General features: G+C 69.5%; 24 protein-coding genes and 1 tRNA gene. 12 read left to right on the top strand and 13 right to left on the bottom strand.

Annotated features, from left to right (window positions below):
* The first annotated feature begins 149 nt into the window (after window positions 1-149).
* Together ACH34T_RS07305 and ACH34T_RS07300 are read left to right on the top strand one after the other, a co-directional pair.
* Complete coding sequence (locus tag ACH34T_RS07305; RefSeq protein WP_395991206.1) at window positions 150-758, top strand: hypothetical protein; 609 nt, start codon at window positions 150-152, stop codon at window positions 756-758.
* 16 nt (window positions 759-774) lie between these two features.
* Window positions 775-1,260 (top strand): hypothetical protein, encoded by a 486-nt coding sequence (locus ACH34T_RS07300; protein WP_395991205.1) that lies wholly within the window; start codon window positions 775-777, stop codon window positions 1,258-1,260.
* Window positions 1,261-1,315: 55 nt separating this feature from the next.
* Here the strand turns inward: ACH34T_RS07300 and ACH34T_RS07295 are convergent, their stop codons facing one another.
* Both ACH34T_RS07295 and ACH34T_RS07290 read right to left on the bottom strand, forming a co-directional pair.
* The gene (locus ACH34T_RS07295) at window positions 1,316-1,954 is read right to left on the bottom strand and encodes a hypothetical protein (RefSeq protein ID WP_395991204.1); all 639 of its coding nucleotides are present in this window, start codon (window positions 1,952-1,954) and stop codon (window positions 1,316-1,318) included.
* Between the two features lie 126 nt (window positions 1,955-2,080).
* Window positions 2,081-2,803, bottom strand: a complete 723-nt coding sequence (locus tag ACH34T_RS07290; RefSeq protein ID WP_395991203.1) for a TetR/AcrR family transcriptional regulator — start codon at window positions 2,801-2,803, stop codon at window positions 2,081-2,083.
* A gap of 150 nt (window positions 2,804-2,953) precedes the next feature.
* Here ACH34T_RS07290 and ACH34T_RS07285 point away from each other — a divergent pair, with 150 nt between their 5' ends.
* Window positions 2,954-4,465 carry an MFS transporter gene (locus ACH34T_RS07285; protein WP_395991202.1) on the top strand — a complete coding sequence of 504 codons (1,512 nt, stop codon included), beginning with the start codon at window positions 2,954-2,956 and terminating at the stop codon, window positions 4,463-4,465.
* Here the strand turns inward: ACH34T_RS07285 and ACH34T_RS07280 are convergent.
* Window positions 4,455-6,023: a 3-hydroxyacyl-CoA dehydrogenase gene (locus ACH34T_RS07280; protein ID WP_395991201.1), complete on the bottom strand. Its 1,569-nt coding sequence runs from the start codon at window positions 6,021-6,023 to the stop codon at window positions 4,455-4,457. The genes ACH34T_RS07285 and ACH34T_RS07280 overlap by 11 nt on opposite strands.
* Before the next feature lie 100 nt (window positions 6,024-6,123).
* Between ACH34T_RS07280 and ACH34T_RS07275 the strand changes: the two genes are divergently transcribed.
* Complete coding sequence (locus ACH34T_RS07275; RefSeq protein WP_395991200.1) at window positions 6,124-7,332, top strand: acetyl-CoA C-acetyltransferase; 1,209 nt, start codon at window positions 6,124-6,126, stop codon at window positions 7,330-7,332.
* A gap of 5 nt (window positions 7,333-7,337) precedes the next feature.
* Here ACH34T_RS07275 and ACH34T_RS07270 read toward each other — a convergent pair whose 3' ends face one another.
* Entirely contained in the window at window positions 7,338-7,940 is a 603-nt protein-coding gene (locus ACH34T_RS07270; RefSeq protein ID WP_395991199.1) for a TIGR03086 family metal-binding protein, read from the bottom strand.
* A gap of 335 nt (window positions 7,941-8,275) precedes the next feature.
* Here ACH34T_RS07270 and ACH34T_RS07265 point away from each other — a divergent pair, with 335 nt between their 5' ends.
* Window positions 8,276-10,426 carry a (Fe-S)-binding protein gene (locus ACH34T_RS07265; protein WP_395991198.1) on the top strand — a complete coding sequence of 717 codons (2,151 nt, stop codon included), beginning with the start codon at window positions 8,276-8,278 and terminating at the stop codon, window positions 10,424-10,426.
* Between the two features lie 12 nt (window positions 10,427-10,438).
* Here the strand turns inward: ACH34T_RS07265 and ACH34T_RS07260 are convergent, their stop codons facing one another.
* Window positions 10,439-12,583, bottom strand: coding sequence for a BTAD domain-containing putative transcriptional regulator (locus ACH34T_RS07260; protein WP_395991197.1), 2,145 nt, complete (start codon window positions 12,581-12,583; stop codon window positions 10,439-10,441).
* Window positions 12,584-12,801: 218 nt separating this feature from the next.
* Between ACH34T_RS07260 and ACH34T_RS07255 the strand changes: the two genes are divergently transcribed.
* Together ACH34T_RS07255 and ACH34T_RS07250 are read left to right on the top strand one after the other, a co-directional pair.
* On the top strand, window positions 12,802-13,515 hold the full coding sequence (locus ACH34T_RS07255; protein ID WP_395991196.1) for a hypothetical protein: 714 nt from the start codon (window positions 12,802-12,804) through the stop codon (window positions 13,513-13,515).
* A 95-nt stretch (window positions 13,516-13,610) separates the two neighbouring features.
* The gene (locus tag ACH34T_RS07250) at window positions 13,611-14,504 is read left to right on the top strand and encodes a ZIP family metal transporter (RefSeq protein ID WP_395991195.1); all 894 of its coding nucleotides are present in this window, start codon (window positions 13,611-13,613) and stop codon (window positions 14,502-14,504) included.
* Window positions 14,505-14,591: 87 nt separating this feature from the next.
* Here the strand turns inward: ACH34T_RS07250 and ACH34T_RS07245 are convergent, their stop codons facing one another.
* From ACH34T_RS07245 to dcd, 4 genes are all read right to left on the bottom strand, one after another.
* Complete coding sequence (locus ACH34T_RS07245; protein ID WP_395991194.1) at window positions 14,592-15,443, bottom strand: glycine betaine ABC transporter substrate-binding protein; 852 nt, start codon at window positions 15,441-15,443, stop codon at window positions 14,592-14,594.
* A 352-nt stretch (window positions 15,444-15,795) separates the two neighbouring features.
* Complete coding sequence (locus ACH34T_RS07240; RefSeq protein WP_395991193.1) at window positions 15,796-16,767, bottom strand: ABC transporter permease; 972 nt, start codon at window positions 16,765-16,767, stop codon at window positions 15,796-15,798.
* A complete protein-coding gene (locus tag ACH34T_RS07235; protein WP_395991192.1) occupies window positions 16,748-18,010 on the bottom strand; it encodes a glycine betaine/L-proline ABC transporter ATP-binding protein in 1,263 nt (420 codons plus the stop codon). Before ACH34T_RS07235 ends, ACH34T_RS07240 begins: the two co-directional genes overlap by 20 nt.
* Window positions 18,011-18,202: 192 nt before the next feature.
* A complete protein-coding gene (dcd, locus tag ACH34T_RS07230; protein WP_395991191.1) occupies window positions 18,203-18,778 on the bottom strand; it encodes a dCTP deaminase in 576 nt (191 codons plus the stop codon).
* Window positions 18,779-18,857: 79 nt separating this feature from the next.
* Here dcd and ACH34T_RS07225 point away from each other — a divergent pair.
* Window positions 18,858-18,928, top strand: a tRNA-Gly gene (locus tag ACH34T_RS07225).
* Window positions 18,929-19,448: 520 nt separating this feature from the next.
* On the opposite strand, the gene ACH34T_RS07220 is transcribed toward ACH34T_RS07225, so the two are convergent.
* The 4 genes from ACH34T_RS07220 to ACH34T_RS07205 all read right to left on the bottom strand — a co-directional run bounded on the left by ACH34T_RS07220 (window position 19,449) and on the right by ACH34T_RS07205 (window position 22,420).
* Window positions 19,449-20,162, bottom strand: coding sequence for a hypothetical protein (locus ACH34T_RS07220; RefSeq protein WP_395991190.1), 714 nt, complete (start codon window positions 20,160-20,162; stop codon window positions 19,449-19,451).
* Between the two features lie 302 nt (window positions 20,163-20,464).
* Window positions 20,465-20,998: a hypothetical protein gene (locus ACH34T_RS07215; RefSeq protein ID WP_395991189.1), complete on the bottom strand. Its 534-nt coding sequence runs from the start codon at window positions 20,996-20,998 to the stop codon at window positions 20,465-20,467.
* Window positions 20,999-21,055: 57 nt separating this feature from the next.
* Entirely contained in the window at window positions 21,056-21,427 is a 372-nt protein-coding gene (locus ACH34T_RS07210) for a hypothetical protein (protein ID WP_395991188.1), read from the bottom strand.
* 384 nt (window positions 21,428-21,811) lie between these two features.
* Window positions 21,812-22,420 carry a TetR/AcrR family transcriptional regulator gene (locus ACH34T_RS07205; protein WP_395991187.1) on the bottom strand — a complete coding sequence of 203 codons (609 nt, stop codon included), beginning with the start codon at window positions 22,418-22,420 and terminating at the stop codon, window positions 21,812-21,814.
* 83 nt (window positions 22,421-22,503) lie between these two features.
* Between ACH34T_RS07205 and ACH34T_RS07200 the strand changes: the two genes are divergently transcribed.
* The 4 genes from ACH34T_RS07200 to ACH34T_RS07185 all read left to right on the top strand — a co-directional run bounded on the left by ACH34T_RS07200 (window position 22,504) and on the right by ACH34T_RS07185 (window position 24,995).
* Window positions 22,504-22,974, top strand: coding sequence for an ester cyclase (locus tag ACH34T_RS07200; RefSeq protein WP_395991186.1), 471 nt, complete (start codon window positions 22,504-22,506; stop codon window positions 22,972-22,974).
* An 8-nt stretch (window positions 22,975-22,982) separates the two neighbouring features.
* The gene (locus ACH34T_RS07195) at window positions 22,983-23,792 is read left to right on the top strand and encodes an alpha/beta fold hydrolase (protein ID WP_395991185.1); all 810 of its coding nucleotides are present in this window, start codon (window positions 22,983-22,985) and stop codon (window positions 23,790-23,792) included.
* A 299-nt stretch (window positions 23,793-24,091) separates the two neighbouring features.
* Window positions 24,092-24,715 carry a hypothetical protein gene (locus tag ACH34T_RS07190; protein WP_395991184.1) on the top strand — a complete coding sequence of 208 codons (624 nt, stop codon included), beginning with the start codon at window positions 24,092-24,094 and terminating at the stop codon, window positions 24,713-24,715.
* Between the two features lie 70 nt (window positions 24,716-24,785).
* A complete protein-coding gene (locus ACH34T_RS07185) occupies window positions 24,786-24,995 on the top strand; it encodes a hypothetical protein (protein ID WP_395991183.1) in 210 nt (69 codons plus the stop codon).
* Window positions 24,996-25,024 lie beyond the last annotated feature (29 nt).

The following is a 25,024-nucleotide window of genomic DNA, read 5'->3' as shown; positions in this document are numbered from 1 at the left end:
GTGCCGGCCGATCCCTGCGGTGATCCCGGACCGCCAACGCCCACTCCCCATCTTGTCATTGACAAGATGGCTCGCCATGGCGCAATCTAGACAGTGTCAGGATTGAGTGTTCGGGGGCCCGGCGTCCCCGGTCCCGGAGGTCAGATCCCATGGAGAACTTCATCGAGACGCTTGGCGCGGAGTTCGTCGTCCTCGTCGTCGCCGCACCGGCACTGCGCCTGCTCGGCGTCCTGGGCGTCCGCCGCTTCACCGACTGGACGGTCTGCGCCGCTCACGCGATGGCGGTCATGCTCGTCCTCACCGGGATCGTGCGCTTCGTGCCCGACAGCGTGGCCGCCATGCCCAGCGCCGAAGAACTCGCCCGCATGGTGCCGCCGTTCGTACCCTTCCCCCTGGCCATGGTCTATCTGACCGGCGTGCTGGAACTGCTCGTCGCGGTCGGTCTCGTCCTGGCCCGCACCCGCTGGAGCGCCGCCGTCGGCCTGGCCGTCCTGCTGCCGCTCCTGCTCCCGGCCAACATCTACGCCGCCCTCAACGACATCCCCCTCAACGGCGCCGAAGCCACTCCCCTGTGGGTCCGGGTCCCGCAGCAGGCCGCCTACATCGCCATCGCACTGTGGATCGCCAAATCCGCCGATTCCACCGGAGCGCGGCGCCTGCTCAAACTGGCCCGCGCTGCCATGACTTCCAGAATGCGGATCAGTCCCCGGACTTGGCGCGCCATTCGTCGCACGTCCGGGACCGGTCCCGGCTCCTAGGAGCCACGATCGGAGCATGCGCGGCATCAAAGGCAGATCGGTGGTACTCGCCACCGTGGTGGCTGTGGCGGCATTCGCAGGCTGTACGACGCAGTCTCCCAAGGACAGGTGGATCTCAAGCACCAACAAGCGGTGCGAGGACATGACCGAGCAGTTCACCGGGGATCTCGCCTGGGGCGACGGCATCGGCCAGGACGACCTGTCCAAGATGGACGAGCGGGCGGCGCAGATCAGGGATCTGCAAGCGCACGCGCGCAAGAATCCGCCGCCCGAGGTGAACCAGCGTGATCTGGAAGAATGGCTGAACCAGCTCGGAGACTACGCGAAAGCCACGCAGGAGATGCGCGGCGATTTCTCCAACGCGCTACCCGGCGGAGACATGGTGAGGGCGCTGTCCGCGGCCGGCGTCAAGGCGGCGGCCGAGGAGACGAAGCCGCTCGCCCAGCGCCTCGGGCTCGACAAGTGCGCCCAAGTGGAGCGGTGGGAGAAGCTAGGCTCCTAGCCTTCGGGGTGAGCCGCTCCCGGAATTGACGAATCACCAAGCGCGACGTGGCAATTCAGTCCCGCTCGGCGGGTGCGTCGTCGTCGGGCCAGAATTGGGTTGAGCGGGCGGCGGCGGTTGAGAGCAGTGTGCCGTCTAGTTCGGTTGTTGTCAGGTTGATGCCTGCCAGGGGCCATTCGACGGCGAACTCGAAGGGCTCGGGCGGGGGGAGCGGCCACAGCCAGAGTGTGGACCGATCGAAGTTGAACACGCCGCCCCCGCGCGGTCCGCCGCCCTCAGGCCACCATGTCAGCAGCGGTCCGGATGGTTGTTGGTCTGCGAGGCGTGTCTCGCGGTGCTGTTCGATGGTGGTGACCTTCGTGCCGTCGCGGTAACGCACGCCCATACGCAGGAGCTTGTCCGGCAGTTGACGGCCGACCGGGGGTCCGAAGCCGTGCGCCCACATCGAGAGGTCCCACCAGTCCTCTTCCGACAGGTCTCCCTGCCGGGACACGACCTCGATTTCCAGCATGCAGCCGGAGCGAAAGACGCGGACCGACGGTAACAGTACGACGACATTTGCGGATCGAGCGATTATTCGTTCGAGCGCGATCACCCCGCCCGTCTCCGAGGACGGCGGAGCCGACCACACGGGAAACGTCGGCCTTTCCTCGGTCGTCGGCCCATTCTCGGTGCCTAAAGGTTCAAAGAACATCAGTCCACACTACGTCGATCAGGTGACCGGCCAACGTGGTGCCGGATTCCGGCGAGTGGACGGCGGCGCCGAAGCCACTCGCGGAGCTGCCCTTCTGAGGCTACGTCCCCCCCGCAGGCCCTCCGCTCACTGACGGAAGGGGGGCATGCGGGCTTCGAGGCCGTCGAGGAGGCAGGCGAGGCCGAAGTCGAAGCGGCCCTCCAGGACGTCGCCGGTCTCGTTCGTCCAGACGCCGCGGATGTGGGCGGCGAGGGTCGGGCGGTCGTCGCCGATGCGCGCCAGGTAGGGGCCGAGGATCTCGATCCAGTCGGTCGCGGTGACGCCGGACTGGTTGCGCTGCCAGCTCGCCTCGCTCCCGGCCGCGCCGATGACGTAGTCGACGACCAGCGACCAGGCGTATTCGAGGTCGAAGCCGGTGAAGCCAGCGGCGCCGAACGCGACGAGCGCCTCGTCCAGGACGCGGGTGGCGTTCGGGCCGATCATGGGACGGCTGCCGAAGAGCGTGACCGTCCACGGATGCCGGTGGATCATCGCGCGGAAGCCGCGCGCGTAGGCGGTGGCGGACGCGCGCCAGCCGCCCTCGCCGTCCGGCGGCGGGACGGTGACCTCCGCCATCACCCGGTCGAGGACGAGTTCCAGCAGCTCGTCCTTGTTCGCGACATGCCAGTAGACGGACGTGGCGCCGGAGTTCAGCCGGGTGCCGAGCCGCCGCATGCTGAGCCCGGCGAGACCCTCGGCGTCGAGGAGTTCCAGGGCGGCGTCGACGATCTGGTCGCGGCTGAGGGTCGGCTGCTCGCGCCGGGGTCGTTCCGGACGCGTCCAGACGGACACCGGCGCCTTCTCCGCCATCGCCTGCCTCCCCGCTCGTCGTCGCGCCCGCTCGTCGTCGGGCTCGTCGTCGCGTTCGTCTCGTACATGGTACCGGGGGTTGAACGGCGTGCGAGTGTCGTCGTACAGTGTGCGAGATCTATCGAACAGTGTACGAGAAAGGAGTGTGGGATGACGCAACCCAGTCGACATCCGGAGGCGCATCCGCGCCGGTGGCAGATCCTCGGCGTGCTGTGCCTCAGCCTCTTCGTGGTCGTCGTCGACAACACGATCCTGAACGTGGCGATCCCGTCCCTGCTCAGGGACCTCGACGCCGGCACGTCCGACGTCCAGTGGGTGATCGACGCCTACTCGCTGGTCTTCGCCGGGCTGCTGATCACCGCGGGCAGCCTCGGCGACCGGCACGGGCGGCGCCGCGCCATGCTGATCGGGTTCGCGGTGTTCGGCGCCGGGTCGCTGCTGGCCGCGTTCGCGCGGAACCCGGAGCAGCTCGTCGCGATGCGGGGCCTGATGGGCGCCGGCGCAGCGTTCCTCATGCCCGGGACGCTGTCGATCATGGCCCAGGTGTTCGGCCCGGATGAGCGCGCCAAGGCGTTCGCGATCTGGGGCGCGACGTCCATGATCGGGATCGCCGCCGGGCCGACGCTCGGAGGGTTCCTGCTGGAGCACTTCTGGTGGGGCTCGGTGTTCCTGGTGAACGTGCCGGTCACGGTCGCGGCCGTCGTGGGGCTGCTGGCCCTGGTGCCCGAGTCGCGGGGGCCGCGGCGGCGTCCTGACGTGCTGGGCGCCGTCCTGTCCACGGCCGGGATGGCGACGCTGGTGTGGGCGGTCATCTCCGGGCCCCAGCACGGCTGGACGGGCGTCCGGACCATCGGGGGCTGCGCCGCCGCCATCGCCGCGCTCGGCCTGTTCGTCCTGTGGCAGCACCGCAACCCGGAGCCGATGCTCGACCTGCGGCTGCTGCGCCGCCGCGACTTCTCCGGGGCCGCCGCGATGATCGCGATGTTCGCGTTCGCGCTGGCCGGGGTGCTGTTCGCGCTGACGCAGCTCCTCCAGCTCGGCTACGGCTACGGCCCGCTCAAGGCCGGGCTGGCGCTGCTGCCGGTCGCCGTGTCCGCCGCGCTGGGGAACGGGCTCGGCGCGTCGATGGAGGCGCGGTTCGGGGCGCGTCCGGCGCTCGTCGCCGGGTTCACCGCCGTCGCGGCCGGGTTCGCGGCGCTCGGGCTGGCGGGGCCTGGCGACGGGTACGCCGCGCTGTCGGTCGGGCTGGTCGTCCTCGGTTTCGGCGCCGGGCTCGGCACGCCGCCCGCCTACAGCACGCTGATGGCGGCCGTCCCGCGCGAGGAGGCCGGGGTCGGCTCCGCCGTGAACGACGCAGGTCAGGAGCTCGGCAGCGCGCTCGGCGTCGCCGTCCTCGGCAGCGTCATCTCCGCCGCCTACGCCGACGCCCTCCCGGACGCCGCTCCGCCCGCCGCGCGGCATTCGCTCGGCGAGGCCGTCGCGTCCGGCGATCCCGGCCTCGCCGACGCCGCCCGCGACGCGTTCGCGCACGCCGTGTCGGTCGCATCGCTCACCGCCGCCGGAGCGACCCTGGCCGCCGCGCTCTTCGCCGCACTCGTCCTGCGCCGCCTCCCGCAACAGTCGGCCGATGCCGAGCGCGCGCGGGAGACCGTCAGGACGTGAGGTCGGACGGGACGGTGCCGCCCTTCGTCAGCGGGAGATCGAGCGCCGCCCGTTCGGCCAGCCAGGCGCTCGGACGGTAACGCGGGTCCCCGGTGCTTCCGTGCAGGCCGCGCAGGATCTCCAGGACGCGGGCCGCCCCGGCGTGCTCGCCCCACTCCAGCGGCCCGCGCGGATAGCCGAGCCCGAGCCGGACGGCGGTGTCGATGTCCTCGGGACGGGCCAGCCGCTGTTCCGCGATACCGCAGCCCACGTTCACGATCGCGGCGAGGAGACGCTGGGCGACGGGCGCGGGCGCGTCCCTGACGACGGTGACGGGTCGTCCGGTGGCGAGGAGGGCTGCGAGACCGGCGCGACCAGCCTCCTTGTCGACGCCCGGATGGACGGACAAGGAGAGCCGAGTGAAGAACCCACCGAACGGGTCAACGCCCAAGGTGCGCTCAAGGGGAAGACCATCAGCCGCTTGGACGGTGCTCTGCCCGAACGGCGCGACGAACACCACAGCCTGGCCGGACGGTTCGTCCCCCGACTCGACCTCCACTCCCGCCGTCGAAAGCAGTGCGCCCAACTCCTCGCGAACGTCGCCCTGTACCCAGACTGGACGCGCTTCGACCTCCGGAGCCACTGTCTCGGGCGGCTCTTGCTTGGTGCCGTCCACGTACTGGTAGAAACCCTCGCCTGTCTTGCGTCCGTACAGGCCCGCCTCCATCTGCGCCCGCCCGATCCTGGACGGACGCAACCGCGGCTCCGTATAGAACCCCGTCCAGATGGACTCCATCACCGGGTGCGACACGTCCATGCCAGTGAGGTCGAGCAGTTCGCAGGGACCCATCTTCAGGCCGAGGACGTCCCGCGCTATGCGGTCGATGTCCACGGGCTCGGCGGCACCCTCCGACAGGATCTGCATGGCCTCCGTCACCAGGCCGCGCCCAGCGTGATTGACGAGGAAACCAGGCGCGTCTGGCGCGAGCACCGGTTCATGACCGAGACGCCGGACGAGGTCAGCCAGCGCGTCCGGAATCCACTCCGCCGTCCGAGCGCCCGGAATCACCTCGACCAACCGCATCAACGGCACCGGATTGAAGAAATGCAGCCCCGCCAGCCGGGACGGGTCGTGCAGCGCCGCACCGATCGCCGTCACCGGCAGCGAACTGGTGTTGGTCACGAAGACCGTGTGCGCGGGACAGACCTTCTCCAGGGCGGTGAACAGCTCCCGCTTCGTCTCCATGTCCTCCCGGACGGCCTCGACCACGAGATCGCAGTCCTGGAACGGCGTGAGCGGCTCACCGACCGGACGCAGCCGTCCCTTCGCCCGCTCCGCCTCGTCCGCCGCCATGCGCCCCTTGCCGACCAGCTTGTCGAACATGCCGCCGATGTGCTCGACGGCGGCGAACACCGCGTCCGACCGGACGTCGGCCAGCTCCACCGTGAGCCCGCCGGACGCGGCGAGCTGCGCGATCCCGCGCCCCATCGCCCCCACCCCGATCACCCGGACCGTCGTCGCCCGCCGCGCCCACTCGTCCACCGTCGCCTCCTCGCTCGTCCGCTCCCCGCCTCCCACGCATTCAACCTCCTGCCAGACGGAAGCCCGGCCGCGACCCTCCCCATCCAGGGACGTAACCTGCCAAGTGCCCGCAATCAAGCCTGATGAGGAGCCCACCATGCGCGACGCGGTGATCTGCGAGCCGCTGCGTACCCCGATCGGCCGGTTCGGCGGGGTGCTGAAGACCGTCCCGCCCGCCGAACTCGCCGCGACCGTCATCCGGACGCTCGTCGAGCGCACCGCCGTGCCAGGCGACGCGATCGACGAGGTGATCCTCGGGCACTGCTACCCGACGTCCGACGCCCCCGCCATCGGACGCGTCGCCGCGCTCGACGCCGGGCTCCCCGTCGAGGTCGGCGGCGTGCAGCTCGACCGGCGCTGCGGGTCCGGGCTCCAGGCCGTCGTCAACGCGGCGATGCAGGTCCAGACCGGCGTCAGCGATGTGATCATCGCGGGCGGCGTGGAGAGCATGAGCAACGCGCCGTTCTACACCACCCAGGCGCGCTGGGGCATCCGCGGGCCGTCCCTCGAACTGCACGACGCGCTCGCGCAGGGACGCGTCACCGCCGGCGGCGCCAACCACCCGGTGCCGGGCGGGATGCTGGAGACGGCCGAGAACCTGCGCCGCGAGTACGGCATCGGACGCGAGGAGCAGGACGAGCTCGCCGTCCGCTCCCACCAGCGCGCCGTCGCCGCGCAGAAGTCGGGGGTCTTCGCGGAGGAGATCGTCCCGGTGACCGTCCGGTCGCGGAAGGGCGACACGGTCGTGGACACCGACGAGCACCCGCGTCCCGACACGACGGTCGAGTCGCTGGCGAAGCTGCGTCCCGTCCTCGGGAAGGCGGACGACCAGGCGACCGTCACCGCGGGCAACGCCAGCGGCCAGAACGACGCGGCCGCCGCGTGCGTCGTCACCACCGCGGAACGCGCCGCCGAGCTGGGCCTGCGACCGCTCGTCCGGCTGGTCTCGTGGGCGCGGGCCGGCGTGCCGCCGCGGACGATGGGCATCGGCCCCGTCCCCGCCACCGCCAAGGCCCTGGAGCGGGCCGGGCTCGCCCTCGCCGACGTCGACCTGATCGAGCTGAACGAGGCGTTCGCCGCGCAGGTCCTCGCCGTCACCCGCGAATGGGACCTCAAGGACGCCGACTGGGACCGCGTCAACGTCAACGGCTCCGGCATCTCCCTCGGCCACCCCGTCGGCGCGACCGGCGCCCGCATCCTCGCCACCCTCGCCCGCGAGATGCACCGCCGCGAGGCCCGCTACGGCCTGGAGACGATGTGCATCGGCGGCGGCCAGGGCCTCGCCGCCATCTTCGAGCGCGTCTAATACGCCTAGGACGCCGGGGGCGCCGTCCAGTCGGGGCGGCGGCCGGTGAGGGCCAGGAGGCGGTCGAGCGGGGACGTGTCCGCGGGGACGTCGACGGCGGGGCCGAAGAGGCCCTCGACGCCCTGGCCGCCGCTCTGCTCGACGGCCGGCGCGACGAAGACGAGGCATGCCTCGACTTCCGCGTCGCTCGGGTCGTAGGGCTGGCCGCTGGCGCGGGCGACGTCCCAGCCGTGCACGACCAGCTCGTTCATCGCGACATGCCCGGCGTCCTTGCCGGGCAGTTCGATGCCGCCCGCCTGCGTCATGCCCTGCCAGGCGTCCGGGGAGCGCCAGGCGGCGGCGAGCGCGTCGAGCCGCTCGGGGATGCGGTCCCGCCAGTCCGGGGGCAGGCGGGACGCGTCGATGGTCGGCGGCGACGACGGGCCCTCCGGGAACTCCTTCGCGGCGGCCCACGTGAACGCCTTGCTCAGCATGCTCACGTGGTCGAGCAGCGCGGCGAGGGAGAGGCCCTCGCAGGGCGTCGGCGCGGGGAGCTGGTGGTCGCGGACGCCCGCGACCAGGTCGGTCATCCGGCGCGTGGCGGCCGTGAGGTCGGGCATCGATGTCATCTGCGCTTCCTTCGCTGGACGTTCGGCTACCGCTGGACGGTCATACCAACGGACGGTCGGATACCGCTGGACGGGACACCGCTGGACGATTCTGGTCCCGTGATATGGACTCGGGAACCGCCCGGCACGCATCGCCGTGAGTTTCCATATTGTGTGGGGATGAACGGACCGCAGGACCGCCGCGCACGACCAGACGGTCGTCCGTGGCCGCGGAGCGCGCTGACCGGCGGTACGGCACGTAAGCTACCACCGAGTAGTATTCGGGCCCCGGATGATGAGCGGTCGGCCGCGAGCCTTACGCTGACTGCCATCGCCGTACCCAGGAGGACGGAACAGTGTTCTGGATCACGTTGGTCATCGGGCTCGCCGGAACGGCGGTCGCGGCGGCGCTCGCCGGGCGGCGGGTGCTGTTCCTCTACGCCATCGCCAAGAGCGGCCAGCCCGACCCCGAACGCGTCCTGCGGGTCAAGCGCGAGCCGAAAGCCGATGTCCAGGACCAGGTCACCGAGGTCTTCGGGCAGCGCAAACTGCTGAAGTGGTCGCTCGCCGGCGCCGCGCACGCCGCGGTGATGTGGGCGTTCTTCCTGCTGATCACCGTCTACGGTGAGGCGGCCGTGGCGCTGCTCGCCGGGCTCGACAAGCACATCCCGGGGCTCCAGACGTGGCCGCCGATCGGGTTCGTCCAGGACACCATCGCCCTCGCCGCCCTCGCCGGCCTGATCGTCTTCACCGCGATCCGGGTCAGGAACTCGCCGAAGCGCATCGGCCGCGCGTCCCGGTTCAAGGGCTCGCACCTCAGCGGCGCCTGGATCACGCTCTTCATGATCTTCAACGTGATCTGGACGATGTTCCTCTTCCGCGGCGCCGAGCACGCCAGCGGCAACCTCGACTACGGCAGGGGCGCGTACTTCTCCTACCTCGTCGGGCAGGCGTTCGAAGGGATGAGCCACGACGCCCTCGAAAGGCTGGAGTCCGTCGGGCTGCTGCTGCACATCGGCGTCGCGCTGGTGTTCCTGGTCTTCGTCGTCCACTCCAAGCACCTGCACATCTTCCTGGCGCCGCTGAACGTCATGTTCAAGCGCCGCCCGGACGGCCTCGGCGCCGCCCAGCCGATGATGTCGGACGGCAAGCCGCTCGACTTCGAGGAGGCCGACCCCGACGAGGACGTCTTCGGCCGCGGCAAGATCGAGGACTTCACCTGGAAGGGCTTCCTCGACATGGCGACCTGCACCGAGTGCGGCCGCTGCCAGTCGCAGTGCCCCGCCTGGAACACCGGCAAGCCGCTGTCGCCGAAGATGCTCGTCCTCGAACTGCGCGACCACGCGCTCGCCAAAGCGCCCTACATGACCGCCTCGGAGGAGCAGCGCGAGAAGTTCACCGACGAGCAGAAGCTCGCCATGCAGGTGGACAAGGAGCTCGTCGGCGCCGACGGCGTCATCCACCCGGACGTCCTGTGGTCCTGCACGAACTGCGGCGCCTGCGTCGAGCAGTGCCCGGTCGACATCGAGCACATCGACCACATCCTGGACATGCGCCGCTTCCAGGTCATGATCGAGTCGTCGTTCCCGTCCGAGGCCGGCGTCATGCTGAAGAACCTGGAGAACAAGGGCAACCCGTGGGGCATGTCCGAGACGAAGCGCCTCGACTGGATCGAGGAGCTCGACTTCGAGGTCGACGTCGTCGACGACAAGGTCGCGGACGACACCGAGTACCTGTTCTGGGTCGGCTGCGCCGGAGCGCTCGAAGACCGCGCGAAGAAGACCACCAAGGCCGTCGCGGAACTGCTGCACATCGCGGGCGTCAAGTTCGCCGTCCTCGGCCCGATGGAGGCGTGCACCGGCGACCCGGCGCGCCGGCTCGGCATGGAGTTCGTCTTCCAGATGCTCGCCCAGCAGAACGTCGAGACGTTGAACGACGCGGGCGCCAAGAAGATCGTCGCGACGTGCCCGCACTGCTTCAACACCCTCGCCAACGAGTACCCGCAGCTCGGCGGGAACTACGAGGTCGTCCACCACACCCAGCTGCTCGCGCACCTCGTCGAGTCCGGGAGGCTCACCCCGGTCACCCCGATCGAGGAGAACATCACCTACCACGACCCGTGCTTCCTCGGCCGGCACAACAAGGTGTACAAGCAGCCGCGCGACATCATGGCGACCGTCCCCGGCGTCAGGACGCGGGAGATGCACCGGCACAAGGACCGCGGCTTCTGCTGCGGAGCCGGCGGCGCGCGGATGTGGATGGAGGAGCGCATCGGCAAGCGCATCAACACCGAGCGCGTGGACGAGGCGCTGGAGACCGACCCCGACACCGTGTCTACCGCGTGCCCGTTCTGCCTGGTCATGCTGGGCGACGCCATCAACGAGAAGAAGAACTCCGGCGAGGCGAAGGAGACCTTGGAGGTCGTCGACGTCTCCCAGCTCCTGATCCGCTCCATCAAGGGCGAGGGCACCGCCCCCGAAGAGAAAGAGCCCGTCGCCGCCGAATGACCGCGTCGCGGGTCAGGCGCGGGCGGTGGGCGTGGCCGGTGGGTACACGGTGCCTAGCGGCGCGTCGAACTCCCCGTCGGCGGTCGCGGACGCGGTCGTGCCCGGAGTGTCCGGAGGGACGGCGATCAGCGTTTCGCGCAGCGCGTGCACCATCTGGAACGGCAGGATCTCCCGGGTGACGAGATCGTCGACGGACGCGAGCGACCCCTGCGCCGTCCGCGAAAGCACGATCAGCTTCGCATAGGACGGCCCCAGGCCCGGCAGCGCGGCGAGCACGTGCTCGGGCGCCGTGTTGACGTCGATCAGGCCGCCGTCGTCGAAGGTGCGGGCGAGGTCGGGACGGCCGATCCGGAGAAGGCGCGCGACCGCCGGGTGATGCGCCACCAGGGAACGTGCCTGCTCCCTGCGGACCCGCTGCTCGATCAGCGGGACGGCCAGCGCCGTGGCGGCGTGCCCGTCGTCCGGTCCGGGCGGCCACGGCTCCGCCGTGAGGAGGGCGAGATGCACGGCACCGCCGACCGTCGTGATCAGCAATGAGATCATCATCGGGGCGTCCCACCAGGTCATCCGGTCGGCGTCGGTGGCCACCGCGGTGGCGATGAAGATCATCGTCACCCCCAGCTGGGCGGCCGCAATCAGCGCGAGCCGCACGCTCCTGCGCCGGGCCGCGAAGTAGGCGAGCAGGGCCCACGTCACGACCCCGAAGCTGAACAGCGGAACCAACGCCAGCAAGGTCCGGACCGGCCACGAAAGCCGCCGCTTGACGGGCGGCGCCGCCCACGGCGCCCAACCCGTCGGCGCCATGGGATATCCCGGCGAAGTGTGGATGCCCGGATCAGTGAACGCGGGCCAGGACGGCGCCGCCGCCAAGGCCGGGGCGGCGACGTTCACCGGCGGGTACGCGAAGGACATCCCTTCCGGCACATCGTCAACGGGGGCCTGAGCGGGGGTGGGACGCGGGTCGGGTGGAGCGAACCCGGACGGCACGGGCGACGACGCTCTCGCGGCCCCCGGTACGGACCGTACGGAAGGACTCTCAGCCGCCTTCATTACGTCCACGACATCGTTCGCCCCGGCTGCGCCCCGTCCCGCCGACGTCTCGTACACAGGACGCCCCGCGTCGCCTGGATCGGCCACAGAACGTTCCGCCCCACCCGGAACGACCACCGACCGTCCGTCTGATGCGGACCGTCCGTCTGATGCGGACCGTCCGTCTGTCGCGGGCCGTTCGTCGGACGCAGACCGTTCGTCTGTCGCGGGGCGTTCGTCCGAGGCAGACCGTCTGTCGGACGCGGGTCGTCTGTCCGATGCAGATCGCTTGTCTGACGCGGGCTGTCCGGCTGACGTTGGCCGGTCGGTTGTCTTGGGCCGTGCGTCCAGCGCAGGATCGGAGCGGAGGATTCCGACGTGCAGGCCCTGGAGCCGTTCGCCCGGTTCTGAGCCGAACTCCTCGGCGAAGAAGTCGCGCGCGTCCCGGTAGGCGGCCAGGGCCTCCGCCTGCCTGCCGCACCGGTAGAGGGCGAGCATCAGCAGGTAGCGGAAGCCCTCCCGGAGCGGGAACTCGGCGACCAGCCGGATCAGCTCGGGCACCAGCCGCGCGTGTTCGGCCAGTTCCAGCCCGATCTCGGCGGACGCCTCCAGCGCGGCCGCCCGCTCCTCCTCCAGCCGGTGGCGGGCCGAGTCGAAGAATGTGCCGTTCAGGCCCGCGAGGGCGGGGCCGCGCCACATGTCCAGCGCGTCCCGGAGCAGGGCCCCGGCCCGGGCCGTGTGGCCCGTGGCTCGCACTGCCAGGGCCTCTTTCACGCTGTCCTGGAAGACGTCGGCGTCCAGCCCTTCGCGCGGGACATGCAGGGCGTATCCCGCGCCCGTCAGCGTCAGCAACCGGCCAGGGGAGCGCGGTGAGCGGCCGGGCTCCAGCACGCGGCGCAATCCGGCCACGTACTTCTGGACGACGTTCGCGCCGTTGTCGGGAGGCTCGTCGCCCCACACCGCGTCCACGATCGAGGCCGTCGGGACAGGCCGGTTGGGCGTCAGCAGCAGCACCGCGAGCACCGCCCGCTGCTTGCCGGGGCCCAGGTCGAGTTCCAGGCCGTCCCGCCACGCGGCCGGTCGGCCCAGGATCTCGAAACGCGGCGACGCGTCCTCGGTCGGCAGCATGACCATCCCCAAACGCACCCCGTTCCGGCGCCTCCGCCGTCATTCCGCAGCGCGGACGCAGTGACGGCAGCATACCGACAGTCATTCCGCATCGGTATCTAGCAGCCTTTTCTGGACATCAGGTGATACCACCGATAAAGAAGTGAAAGGGGACTTGGGTGCTTCATAACCGACGGCCTGGGGGGCCCGCGCTGGCAACGGGGGCCGGCCTCGTTCTGGTGCTCGCGTTCACCACGGCGTGCGAGTCGGACACCAAGGACGGGACCGGCACGGCGCAGGCGAAGGCGTCCTCCTCCTCCGCACCCGCGAAGCCCTCCCCGACCGTGACGCCGAACGGGGTCGGGAAACTGGCGCCGGCCGCGGTCCTGTCCCGCGCCCGCAAGGCGACGGCGTCCGCGCGGTCCCTCCGGATGCGCGCGGACTTCGAGGACGGCGGCCAGAGGTTCAAACTCGACTTCCGGTACGCGGGGAAGACGAAGGCGACCGGGTGGTTCGCCCAGGGCGCCCAGCGCGTCCAGATAACCAGAATCGGGAAGACCGTCTACTTCTCGGGAAATGACGCGTTCTGGACGTCGATCGGCGGCAAGGGCATAGCGCAGGTGTTCTCCGGCAAGCATGTCAAGTCGAGCCTCAAGAACCCCGACTTCAAGGAGCTGGCGATCTTCACCGACCGGTCGAGCCTGCTCACCGAAGCCGTGAACTCCCTCAGCGGATGGAAGAAGGGCAAGGCGGGCAGGATCGGCTCCATCCCCACCGCCGTCCTCACCTCGTCGACCGGGGACAAGCTTCATGTGGCGGCGCAAGGCCTGCCGTACGTGCTGCTTCTGGAGGGCGGCCCGGAGAACCGCATCGAATACAGCGGGTACGGGGAGCCGGTGAACGTCCAGGCGCCGCCCGCCGGCAGCATCGTGGACGCCGACCTGATGAAGTGACCTGCGGCCGGGGCCCGCGAGGCCGCGGGGCCCGGTGCCCGGGACCTGGGGCCTGGGGCGGGGTTGCGGTGCGGCAGGCCTGGTAAGACCCAGGGATGGCCGTGCTCGTGTCCGTCCTCGCGTTCCTGATGACGCTCGCCGGGGGCCTCGCGGCGATGCGGGTGCGCGACCACCGGCATCTCGTCCTCGGGCTCGCGGGCGGGCTGATGCTCGGCGTCGTCGCCTTCGATCTCGTCCCCGAGTCGCTGGAGATGGCGCGGCACAGCCCGCTCGGCGTCCCCACGCCCATGATCGGGTTCGCGGCCGGGTTCCTGCTGCTGCACGTCGTGGAGCAGTCGGTGGCGATCCACCGGGCCCACGAGGACGAATACGCGCCGCACACCCACGCCCACGCCCACGGCGTCGCGGCAGTCACCGCAAAGGCCCCAGCGAGCGCCCCGGCCGACGCTGCGAAGAACCATTCGGCGGACGGTGCGAAGGGCGGTTCGGCGGACGGTGCGAAGGGCGGTTCGGCGGACGGTGCGAGGGGCGGTTCGGCGGACGGTGCGAAAGGCGGTTCGGCGGGGCTGCTCGCGGCGTCCGCGCTCGTCGGGCACAGCCTGGTGGACGGTCTCAGCATCGGCCTCGGCTTCCAGTCCGGGACGGACGTGGGGATCTTCGTCGCGCTGGCCGTGATCACGCACGACTTCGCGGACGGGTTCAACACGTTCACCGCCGCGTCGCTGAACCGCGGCGACCGCCGTCCCGCCGTCCTGCTGCTGGTCGCGGACGCCCTCGCCCCGATCGCGGGCGCGGCGGTGGGGACGCTCGTGTCCGTGTCGGACGCCGTCCTCGCGCCGTACCTGGGGTTCTTCGCCGGGGTCCTGCTCTACCTGTCCGCCGCCGAGATCCTGCCGGAGGCGCACAGCGTCCATCCGCGCGTGCTGACGCTGTGCGCCACGGGGCTCGGCCTGGCGGCGGTCCTGTTCACCGTCGGCCTCGCACACTGACACCCACCGCTGGGAAGGCCAGAGGGCCGTCCGGAACTCCGGACGGGCCTCTGCCTTTGCAACGTTCCCAGTGGACGCTGCGCCGCGTCAGCCCGTCATGGACTTCGCGAACGCCGGGTTGCTCTGCAGCCACTCGTTCACGGCCTGGTCGGGCTTGCCCTTGTACTTGTTCTCCATCAGGTCTTCGAGGGAGCCGAGCTGCTTGTCGTCCATCCGGAACTTCTTCAGCCAGGCAGTGACGTCGGGCTGGTCCTTGCTGAAGTCCTTGTGGGCGACCGTGTAGATGCCGTCGGGTTTGCCCATGGCGCCCTTCGGGTCCTTCAGGTCCCGGATCGGGAACTTCGTGTACGCCCAGTGCGGGCGCCACAGCGTGACGACGATGTCCTTCTTCCCGTCGACGGCCTTCTTCAGCTCGGTGAGCATCGCCGCCGTCGAGGACGTCGTGACCTTGTACTCGTCCTTCAGCCCGTACGCGGGGAGCATGTTCTCCTGCGACACGCGGTACAGGCCCGAGCTCTTCTCGATGCCGACGATCTTGCCGCCGTACTGGCCGCCCTTGCCCTTGAGGTCGTCCAGCGACTGGAGCGGCGAGTAGTTCGGCACCGCGATCGTCAGGGGCGCCGCGTCGTACCAGGCGCTGATCTTCTCCAGCTTGTCGCCGTACTGCTTCCAGTAGTCCTCGTGGGTGCCCGGCAGCCAGCTGTCGACGAACAGGTCGACGTCCCCCTTGGACATGCCCGCGTACAGCGGCCCCGTGTCGAGCGTCTTGACCTCGACCTTGTAGCCCTTGTCGGTCAGGAGTCTCTTCCAGAGCGCGGTGGCGGCCTCTCCTTCGGCCCAGCCCGAGACCATGCCGATGGTGATGTTCTTGTCGCTCTCTCCGCCGGAGCCGGAGTCGTCGCCGCACGCCGCGGCGCTCAACCCCAGTGTCAGCGTCATCGCCGCGACCGTCAGACCCTTGAATGTGAAGCGCATTCCCGTCCTTTCGTTGCTTGCCGAGTGTGGGATGGGGGAGCGGGAGCTCCTCGGCGGGCGCCCGTCCAACCTGCACGGACGCCCCGGACCGGCTAGCCGGCGGACACCGGCCAAACGCCCCGTCCGACCGACACCCCGACCGGCGTCCCGTCCGACCGGACGTCCCGTTCGGTCGACGATCCGTCCGACCGACGATCCATTCGGTCGACGATCCGTCTGGTCGACGATCCGTTCGGCCGAAGTCCTGGGCTCGCGACCGTGAGGCTGGTCGGCTCGACGAGGTCGGCCGGTGGATCGGCCGGATCGGCCCGGGGGCTCAGCCGACCAGGTCGGCGGTCTTGCCCGCCGGCTCCGCCGGTTCGGCCGGTTCCGCCGTGCCGCGGTGGGCCGGACCGCGGCCGGCGGCCCTGCCGCGCGCGAACAGCGCGCGGAGCATGCCGGGGCCCTCGCTCAGGGCGCCGGTGAGACGGTCCAGGTAGATGGCCAGCACGACCACCGCCATACCGCCCTCGAAGCCCTTCGCGACGTCCACCCGGTTGATGCCCTCCAGCACCACGCCGCCGAGCCCGCCCGCGCCGACCATGCCCGCGATGACGACCATCGACAGCGACAGCATGATCAGCTGGTTGATGCCGGCCATGATGGACGGCATCGCGAGCGGGATCTGGATCCGGGTCAGGATCCGGTTCGGCGGCGTGCCGAACGCCTCGCCCGCCTCGACCATCTCCGGGTCGACGCCGCGGATGCCGAGCTCCGTCAGCCGCACCCCGGGCGGCATCGCGAAGATCACCGTCGCGACCACGCCGGGCACGGCGCCGATGCTGAAGAAGAAGATCGCCGGGATCAGGTACACGAACGCCGGCATCGTCTGCATGAAGTCGAGGATCGGCCGGACGATCCGGCTCACCACGTCGCTGCGCGCCGCCGCGATCCCGATCGGGACCGACAGCACCGTCGACACCACGGCCGACACGATCACCAGGGCCAGCGAGTCCATCGCCGGGTCCCACAGCTCCATGCTGTCGATCAGCAGAAAGCCGAGGACCGTGAACACGCCGAGCTTCCAGCCGCTGATCGCCAGCGCCAGCACGGCCAGGACCAGCGTCAGCCCCAGCGGCGGCAGCACGTTCAGCACGTCCGTCAACCCGTTGACGGACGACTCGATCGCCGACCCGATCCCGTCGAACAGCCACGAGAGGTTGTCGGTGCACCAGGTCACCAGGCTGTCGAACCACTCGCCGACCGGCACCCGGGGCAGCTCCACCGCGTTAGTCGCCGTCAACGCCACTGCCCTCCTTCGTCAGCGCCAGCTGCGGCTGGTCGTCCACGTCCTGCACGTCCTCCACGTGCGAGTTGATCGCGCCGAGGGCCGCGAGCAGCGTCACCCGGGGGATCACGCCGAGGAGCGTCCCCTCCTCGTCCGCGACCGGGACCGGCAGGTCGCTCTCCGCGCACCGGACGAACAGCTCGGCGACCGGCGTGTCCGGCGCGACGGGCGCCGGGTCCTCCGGGTCGATGAGGCCGTCGAGGCTCTGCACGTTCTCCTGGACCGCGTCCGCGATCACCGTGGCGCGCACCCGCCCGACCAGCCTCCGATCGCGCCCGATCACGAACGCCGCCGACGTCTGCTGCTCCCGCATCGTGCGCAGCGCCGTCCGCGGCCCCGTCGTCGCCAGCACCGTGACCAGCGGCTTCTCCATCACCGAGGCCGCCGTCAGCACTCTGGTACGGTCCACATCCGCGACGAACTGCGCGACGTAGTCGTTCGCCGGGTCGGTCAGGATCTCCTCGGCCGTCCCGATCTGCACGATCCGGCCCTCCCGCATCACCGCGATGCGGTCGCCGATGCGCATGGCCTCGTTGAGGTCGTGGGTGATGAAGACGATCGTCTTTCCGAAGCGTCCCTGCAGGTCGAGCAGCAGATCCTGGACTTCCCTCCGGATCAGCGGGTCCAGGGCGCTGAACGCCTCGTCCATCAGGATGATGTCGGTGCCCGACGCGAGCGCCCGCGCGAGCCCCACCCGCTGCTTCATGCCGCCCGACAACTGCCCGGGCATCATGTCTTCCCAGCCGTCCAGGCCCACCAGCCCGAGGAACTCGCGCGCCGTCCTCTCCCGCTCCTCCTTCGGCACGCCGCGCACCTCAAGCCCGTACGCCGCGTTCGTGAGAACCGTCCGATGCGGGAACAGCGCGAAATGCTGGAAGACCATGCTGACCTTGTTCTGCCGCAGCGCCCGCAGCGCTTTCGGCGACAGCTTCGCGATGTCCTGACCGTCGATCTCGACGTGTCCGGACGTGACGTCCAGCAGCCCGTTCAACATCCGGATCAGGGTCGACTTCCCGGACCCCGACAGGCCCATGACCACGAAGATCTCGCCCTGCCTGACCTCGAACGTGGCGTCCACGACCGCCGGTGTGACCCCGAGTTCCCGGACCGTCCTCAGATCGGCGCCCGCCTTGAGCTTCCGCTGTGCCTCGGCCGCCTTACGGCCGAAGAGCTTGGTGACGCTTTCCGCGCGGAGTACTGACACGATCTCCTTCCGGGTTCCCACGTCGATGCGCGGAAACGGGTCGCCTCGTCTGGCCAGGCGCCCGGAGGCCGACGAGCCTCACGCAAAGTGACCGTCAACCAGACGCCAATGCCATGCGTCGCCCGAAACTACCCGTCCAGAGAACATGTTTCATCTTTTGGTGCTTTCGATCACATCCGGGTCACGATCGAACTACACCTTCGTCCGATGGAAGTTCAGGTACGACCGCGACGGCGTCGGCCCCCGCTGGTCCTGGTACCGCGACTCGTACCGCGCCGACCCGTACGGATACTCCGCCGGCGAACTCGTCCTGAACAGGCACATCTGCCCGATCTTCATCCCCGGCCACAGCTTGATCGGCAGCGTCGCCACGTTCGACAGCTCCAGCGTCACATGCCCCGCGAACCCCGGATCGATCCACCCCGCCGTCGAGTGCGTCAGCAGCCCCAGCCTGCCGAGACTCGACTTCCCCTCCAGCCTGGCCGCCAGATCCTCCGGCAGCCCGAACACCTCGTACGTCGAGGCCAGCACGAACTCCCCGGGATGCAGTATGAACGCCTGATCGGCGTCCACCTCCACCATCCGCGTCAGATCCGGCTGCTCCACCGCCGGATCGATGTGCGGATACTTGTGGTTCTCGAACACCCGGAAGTACCGGTCCAGCCGGACGTCCACACTGGACGGCTGAACCATCCCCGGCTCGTACGGGTCGATCTTCACCCGCCCGGACCCGAGCTCGGCCCTGATATCACGATCGCTGAGCAGCACCCGGAAACGCTATCCCAAGACCACGCCCCCACCGACTTCCGGTACAGTACCTACAACATGGCGTCCCACCGGCGCCCACGCGGGTGTAGTTCAATGGTAGAACTTCAGCTTCCCAAGCTGACAGCGCGGGTTCGATTCCCGTCACCCGCTCCCACGCCAAAGGCCCAGGCCAGGGATGTTGATCCCTGAAGTTGATCTTCTTTCATTGACCCATCACTCCGGCCCGCCTGTGATCATGGCTGACACGACGGCACCAAGGGCCGACGACTGCCCGATTTGCGACCTCAGCTCCCGGCCGTCCGAGGATCAAGTCCCGCGCCGAACTGATCACCTGCTCCACGCGATCAGGGCCCGCCCACCTGGAGAGGTCGCCTCCCTCGCCCCAACGGGACGAGCATTTCGACGGAAGGACTCGGCGACTTCCAGACAGTGCGCCCCGGCCCTTCCACTCCGAGTGCCAGGGGTGTTCAAGCTACGCCCCTGCCGTCGGTTCGCCGCGGTCACCATGCCCGCTCCCTTCGGCCGTCCGCGAACCCGCCCGCCGTCGACGTGCCGCCGTTCCTTGGCACTTACCGGGTGCGACGCATTTGGATTGTGTGGTGCGAGGGGGAATGTGCCTCCCCGAGTGCCCCCGGCGGCGCACCACCTGATCTGTTCGCGTTCGGTGCTTTTAGGGGTACGCGGTTGAGGAGCGGAGTTGGGTGGCTGACTCTTGAGCGGATGGCAGGTTGATTGGTTGATGTGGGAGTGCTCGGGGGCCGTCGTGGTTGATGAAGTGGGTGGGGCCGTGGGGCCAGCTGCCGGCGATGAGTGCGATGAGGTTGTCGCCGGGCCATTGCTGGAGTGTCTGGTGGACGACGTCGGCGTCCGGGCCGGGTGATGCGAGCCAGAGGACGGACGGGTTGGTGAGTGGTCGGTGGTCGATGCTGAGTGCTGCGATCGTGTCGGCCTTGAATTCCAGGCGCTCGATGGCGTCCTCCAGGGTCTCGGTGACGTGGAGGCGGGACGAGAGCTTGGTGAGGAGGGTGTCGTCGAGGGCGTCGGCCCAGAGTGCGTTCACGTCGTATCGGGTTGCGACGATCCAGGACACGCCGATCTTGCTGGTGAGGGCCTCGGTGAGGATGGCGCGTAGGAGGCCGTCGGCGCCGGGGCCGATGAAGTCGGCACCCTGCGGGTGGCCGAGGACGTGGGCGAGTGGTTCAGCCGGTTCGTCGGGTGTGATGGGGACTAGGGGCCGGTTGGCGGCGCGGCGGTGGAGCAGTGTTCTTAGCCGGGCGAGGTTGTGCGGGTGGGCGCGGTTCGAGGCGAGGACGAGGCTGCGGTGAGGCTGGTGCTCCGTCGCCGTTCGCTTTTCGCAGGGGCAGGTGCGGGTGAGGACGTTCATGGGATGACCTCCGAGTGGCCGTCGTGGAGGTGACCGAGAAGCGGGATCGGCCGCGTGGCGAGGCGGTTGGACGGTCGTGGGCGCTGCATGTCCTAGAGACGTGACAGTCGCCGTTCTATGACGCGGGGTGAGATGTTGATCAGTCCGTACGTGCGACGGCTTCGGCTTGCGGCGGAGTTGCGCGGGCTGCGGGAGCGGGCTAGGTCTTCGCTCAGGAGCTGGTCAAGCGGTCCGGCGTGTGAGGCTCGATCTTGATCGTCCGCGCGTGAACGGGCGCCCTCTCGGGGACCTGTAGCTCTTGGTCAGTCGGCTGTGGCGAGGCATCCGTGTTCTGTGGGGAGTCCTTCGCAGCGCTGTGCCCAGTCGCGGAGGTCGTCGGCGAACTTGGTCGACAACCGGTCGAGGTAGCCGTCCGGGTTGTCGCTCCTGCTCCGGGCGGCCTCCTGCAACTCGCCTAGCATGATCTGCTGGGTTCCCTGCATGAAGTCCTTGTAGCCGAGGTCGTTGAGCCTGCTGATCAGTGATTCGATGAGCTTGCCGATGCAGCCCCGTACACGGTCGTCGGGATCGTCACGCCAGATGCCGTAGAGACGGACGGCGACCGCGCGCAGGGCGCTCTCGCTGGTCGGTCCGGCCAACGTCATGTTCACCAGCGCCTCGACCAGCAGCAGCTTGGCCCGTGGGCTGAGGTCGGGTACCCAGCGGCCCTCCACCGCACTCGGCCAGTGCAGGGACTGACACGGGTTGAGGCGGGTCGAGTGGCGGCACAGCAGTTCGGCGGCGATGAGCTGCGCGTTGGACGATGGCGAGCGTAGTGCCGCGTCGATGACGAGCACGGCGGTCTCATGGGAGACACGCAGATTCTCGGGGAGACCACAGGTCGACCAGCAAGGTCACGGCGAGATCGGCGTTGTCGAGCTTGGTGAGCGCGAGGAGCCCGGAGGCCAGGGCGGCCGGATCGGACGAGCCTCCGTCAGGGGGGCGATCAACTGTCCTGCGCGCATCGCCGAGTCCAGCCGGAGCTGGCGGCTCTGTTCGGCTTGCTCTGTCTGCAGCCGGTGTTCGGTCTGGCGGTTCACCATGAGTCCGATCAGCGATACGGACGCGGTCACCAGAACGCCGACGAACGTGAGCACGGCCACAAGTCGCGCAGCCTCCCCGTCCCCCAAGTGGAGCGGACCGAGCAGCAGGCACCCGGGCAGGACGGCCATCACCAACAGCACAGTGGCGGCGAAGAAGACGATTCTCCTGTCGCCCGTGCCCATGCTGACCCTCCTCGCGATGCGGGAGGACCATCGTGGCGCGCCGCTCATGGAGGCGGCCACGTTCGGGCCTCAACCTGGCACGTTGCGTCTCCCGCGGAGCGGGAGGTCTGCGGGGGAGCCATCGACACGGCCGAACACCCAATCCGCCTCAGACCGAACGCACTGGTCTGCCGATGGGCGGTCGTTTCTCGTGCTGCGGTAGGGGCCGGCGCCAGCGCGAGAGTCGTCCGGGGTGAGTCAGGATGTTGATCGCGTGGCCGTCGAGGCGTGGGTTGTAGTGCTCAGCGGCACGGCGGGCAGTTGAGGATTGGTCATGGTCACGACTTAGCCGTTGGTGCCGTGGGCCGGGGGTCAGGTGGCGAGCAGGTGGCGTGGGCCGGGGGGTCAGGTGGCGAGCAGGTGGCTGGCGAGGGTGTCGCCGACCCAGCGCTCGAACTCGTCGGGCGTCCAGCCGGATTCTTCTACCAGCTCGCGGTAGACCCCGGGGCTGGCCAGGGCCCGGTAGAGCGCCTGCGCGTCACCCACCGGCACCCGCAGGTGGTCTTCCAGCGACGCCATCATGGCGTTCATCACCTCGTTGCGGCCTGCCAGCTTGGATCGCAGCATCGCACGTGTCTCGGGACTCTCATCGGTCGCCGCCTCGAAGATCAGCACCACGTCGAACCCGGCCGCGTACAGCGTCCGCAGCCAATGTGCGGCACCGCGGAGCCGGCGGGCCGGATCTGGTTCGGCCAACACCTCCTGGGCCCGTTCCGCGGCGCCTGCCTGCTCCAGCCAGCGCTCGCAGAGCAGGGAGAGGATCTCCCGCTTCGTGCCGAACGCCGAGTAGACGGTGCGGACCGCCACTCCGGCCTCAGCCGCGATGGCCTGGATGCTGGTCGAGCCGTAGCCGCCGGTAGCGAACAGCCGCCGTGCCGCGTCGGCGATGCGATGCCGTGTCTCTTCCGCCTGGACCTGCCGGTAGGTCGAACGGGGCTTGACAGGACGTGCCATCTGAGCACAGTATCAGTGTTGTGAGTGCAGTGACTGTGCATCGAGTGCATGGAACCTGCACCGGGCTACTCTGAGGAGATCCGATGAACGTTCAGATCGGCACATCCATGACCGGCGCCGCCGCATCCGAAGCCTTCACCGTGATGCGGCGCATCTTCGATGAGGGCTTCGCCACGGGCGACGGCGCCATCGCCGACCAGCTCTGCTCAGCAGACCTCGTCGAGCACCAGTTCGGCCTGGCCGGGGACGGAGCGGCCGCGATCCAGAACGTCAAGGACGCGATCCGGGACGTCCACGCTCTCCTGCCGGACGCCTCGATCACCATCGAGGACTCGGTGGAACAAGGGGACACGATCTGGGTCCGGGTGCGTGTACGGGGAACGGCGACCGGTCCCTACTTCGGCCCGCCGACCGGCCGCCCCGTCGACATCACAGTGATCGACATCGCCCGCGTCGTGGACGGCCGCATCGTCGAGCACTGGGGCGTGCCGGACCGCTTCGCCATTCTCGCCCAGACCGGCGCCCTCGACCGCCTGACCACCCCAACAGGATGAGCCGCCTCATGAGCGAAGCCGCAATGGTCCGGTCCGCCGACGGCACCCTCCTCAGCGTCAAGAGGCTGGGCCAGGGGCCACCGCTGGTGCTGGTCCATGGCACCGCCCTCGACCGGCGGTGCTGGTCGGCCCTGGTCCCGGGGCTCGCCGGGCAATTCACCCTCCACCTCCTTGATCGGCGGGGACGAAGAGGCAGCGCCTCCCGGGACGACACCACCGGCGGCGACTACGACATCCGACGGGAAGGCGAGGACGTCGCCGCCGTCGTGGAGGCGGCCGGACGAGACGTCCACCTGGTCGGCCACTCCTACGGGGCGCTGTGTTCGCTGGAGGCCGCCCTGATCACCGACGCGATCGGCCGGATGATCCTGTACGAGCCCCCGGCGCCCACTCCCGGCCACCCCGTCATTCCACCCGACGTCCTTGACCGGCTCCACACGCTCGCGGCGGCGGGCGAGGCGGAGGCGATGCTGGAGACCTTCGCCCGGCAGATCCTGGCCCCCGCCGATTTCGCAGCCATCAAGACACCTCCGATCTGGCAGGCGTCCCTGGACAACGCTTCCACCATCATGCGCGAAGCCCGGTGCGTCACGGCCTTCGACACGTCCGACCGGCTCTCGGGAATCGCCGTTCCCGTCCGATTCCTGCTGGGGACTGAGAGCCCCGCCTACCACCGCCCGGCGATCGAAGCGATCGCCGCCGGACTCCACCAGACCGAACTCACCCTCCTGCATGGTCAGGCGCACCTGGCCATCAGCCACGATCCCCGACAGGTCGCCGCCGCGATCCTGGCGCCCCCGGCCACATCCCAGCCATGACCTCCGCGCGCCGCCCGCCTCTCCGTCCCCCCGCGCCCGTCTCTCCGTCACCCCGCTCACGTGCCACGGCCAGAAATGAAGGCGGTGGACGGTCCTGTTCGAGGTTCTGGCCGTCGGCAGCGAGTGTCAGGCTTGCGGGTGCCGGAGAGTCCTTCGCGGCGCAGTGCCTAATCGCGGAGTTCGTCGGCGAATCTGGTCGACGACCGGCCGAGGTGGCCGTCCGGGTGTCGTTGCTGCTCCGGGCGACCTTCTGCACCTCGCCTAGCATGACCTACTGGGTCTCCTGCATGAAGTTGCAGATGGAGAGGCGTATCACCTGGGAGGGAACGATGCTGTTCAGGCGGGAGGTCCTTGAGGGGATCGCGGGCGGGCGGATCGATCGGGTGTTTCGGGTGTGGGCCGAGCCGCGGGTCCGCGCGGGGAGCACCCAGCGCACCTGGGCGGGGATCATCGTCATCGACTCGGTCACGCCCGTCACCCCCGAGGAGATCACCGAACAGGACGCCCTGCGTTCGGGCTTCAAGAGCCGCGCGGCGCTGCTCACCGCCCTGTCCAAGAGCACCAAGCAGGGCGGCTACCACCGCGTCATGCTCCATCTGGGCGGCCCCGACCCCCGATCGGAGCTGGCCGCAAACGCCGACCTGACCGACCAGGAGCTGGCCGACCTCAAAGCCGCCCTGGACGCCATCGACACCCGCAGCCGCCGCGGCCCCTGGACCCGCGAGGTCCTGCGCCTCATCGAGGAACGCCCCGGCCTCCGCGCCCTGGACCTGGCCGAACGCCTGGACCGCGACAAACTCCCTTTCAAGGCCGACGTCCGCCGCCTCAAGGCCCTCGGCCTCACCGAAAGCCTGGAGACCGGCTACCGCCTCTCCCCGCGCGGCAAGGCCCTCATGACCTACCTACGCTCCTCGACCGAATGATCTATCCCGGGTGCTGTTTCAGCCCCCAAAACCCTCTCTTGCCGCAGATCGCATGGCTCTGTCGAGATGAGTGCAGCGTGAGCCGCCAACGGCGGGCATGACGCTACTTGGCGAACATTCGCGCCCATTCACGGTTGAATTCTTCCACTTCTTTGTTATAGGCGCGAATCTCGGTCGCGTACTTGCGACCGATCTTGTCGTGCAATCACGTGTCAAAGGCGCCGGCGATCCGGGCGTAACCATCAACTACGGGAACTATTTCGATCTGTTCGCCCTGTGAGGAAAACGCTGGAGTGCACCCGCTGAAGT

It is taken from the genome of Actinomadura sp. 9N215, from assembly GCF_044326345.1.
Classification (GTDB): Bacteria; Actinomycetota; Actinomycetes; order Streptosporangiales; family Streptosporangiaceae; genus Spirillospora.
Note: the sequence above shows the minus strand (reverse complement) of the source record. Positions and strands in the feature narration are given on the sequence as shown.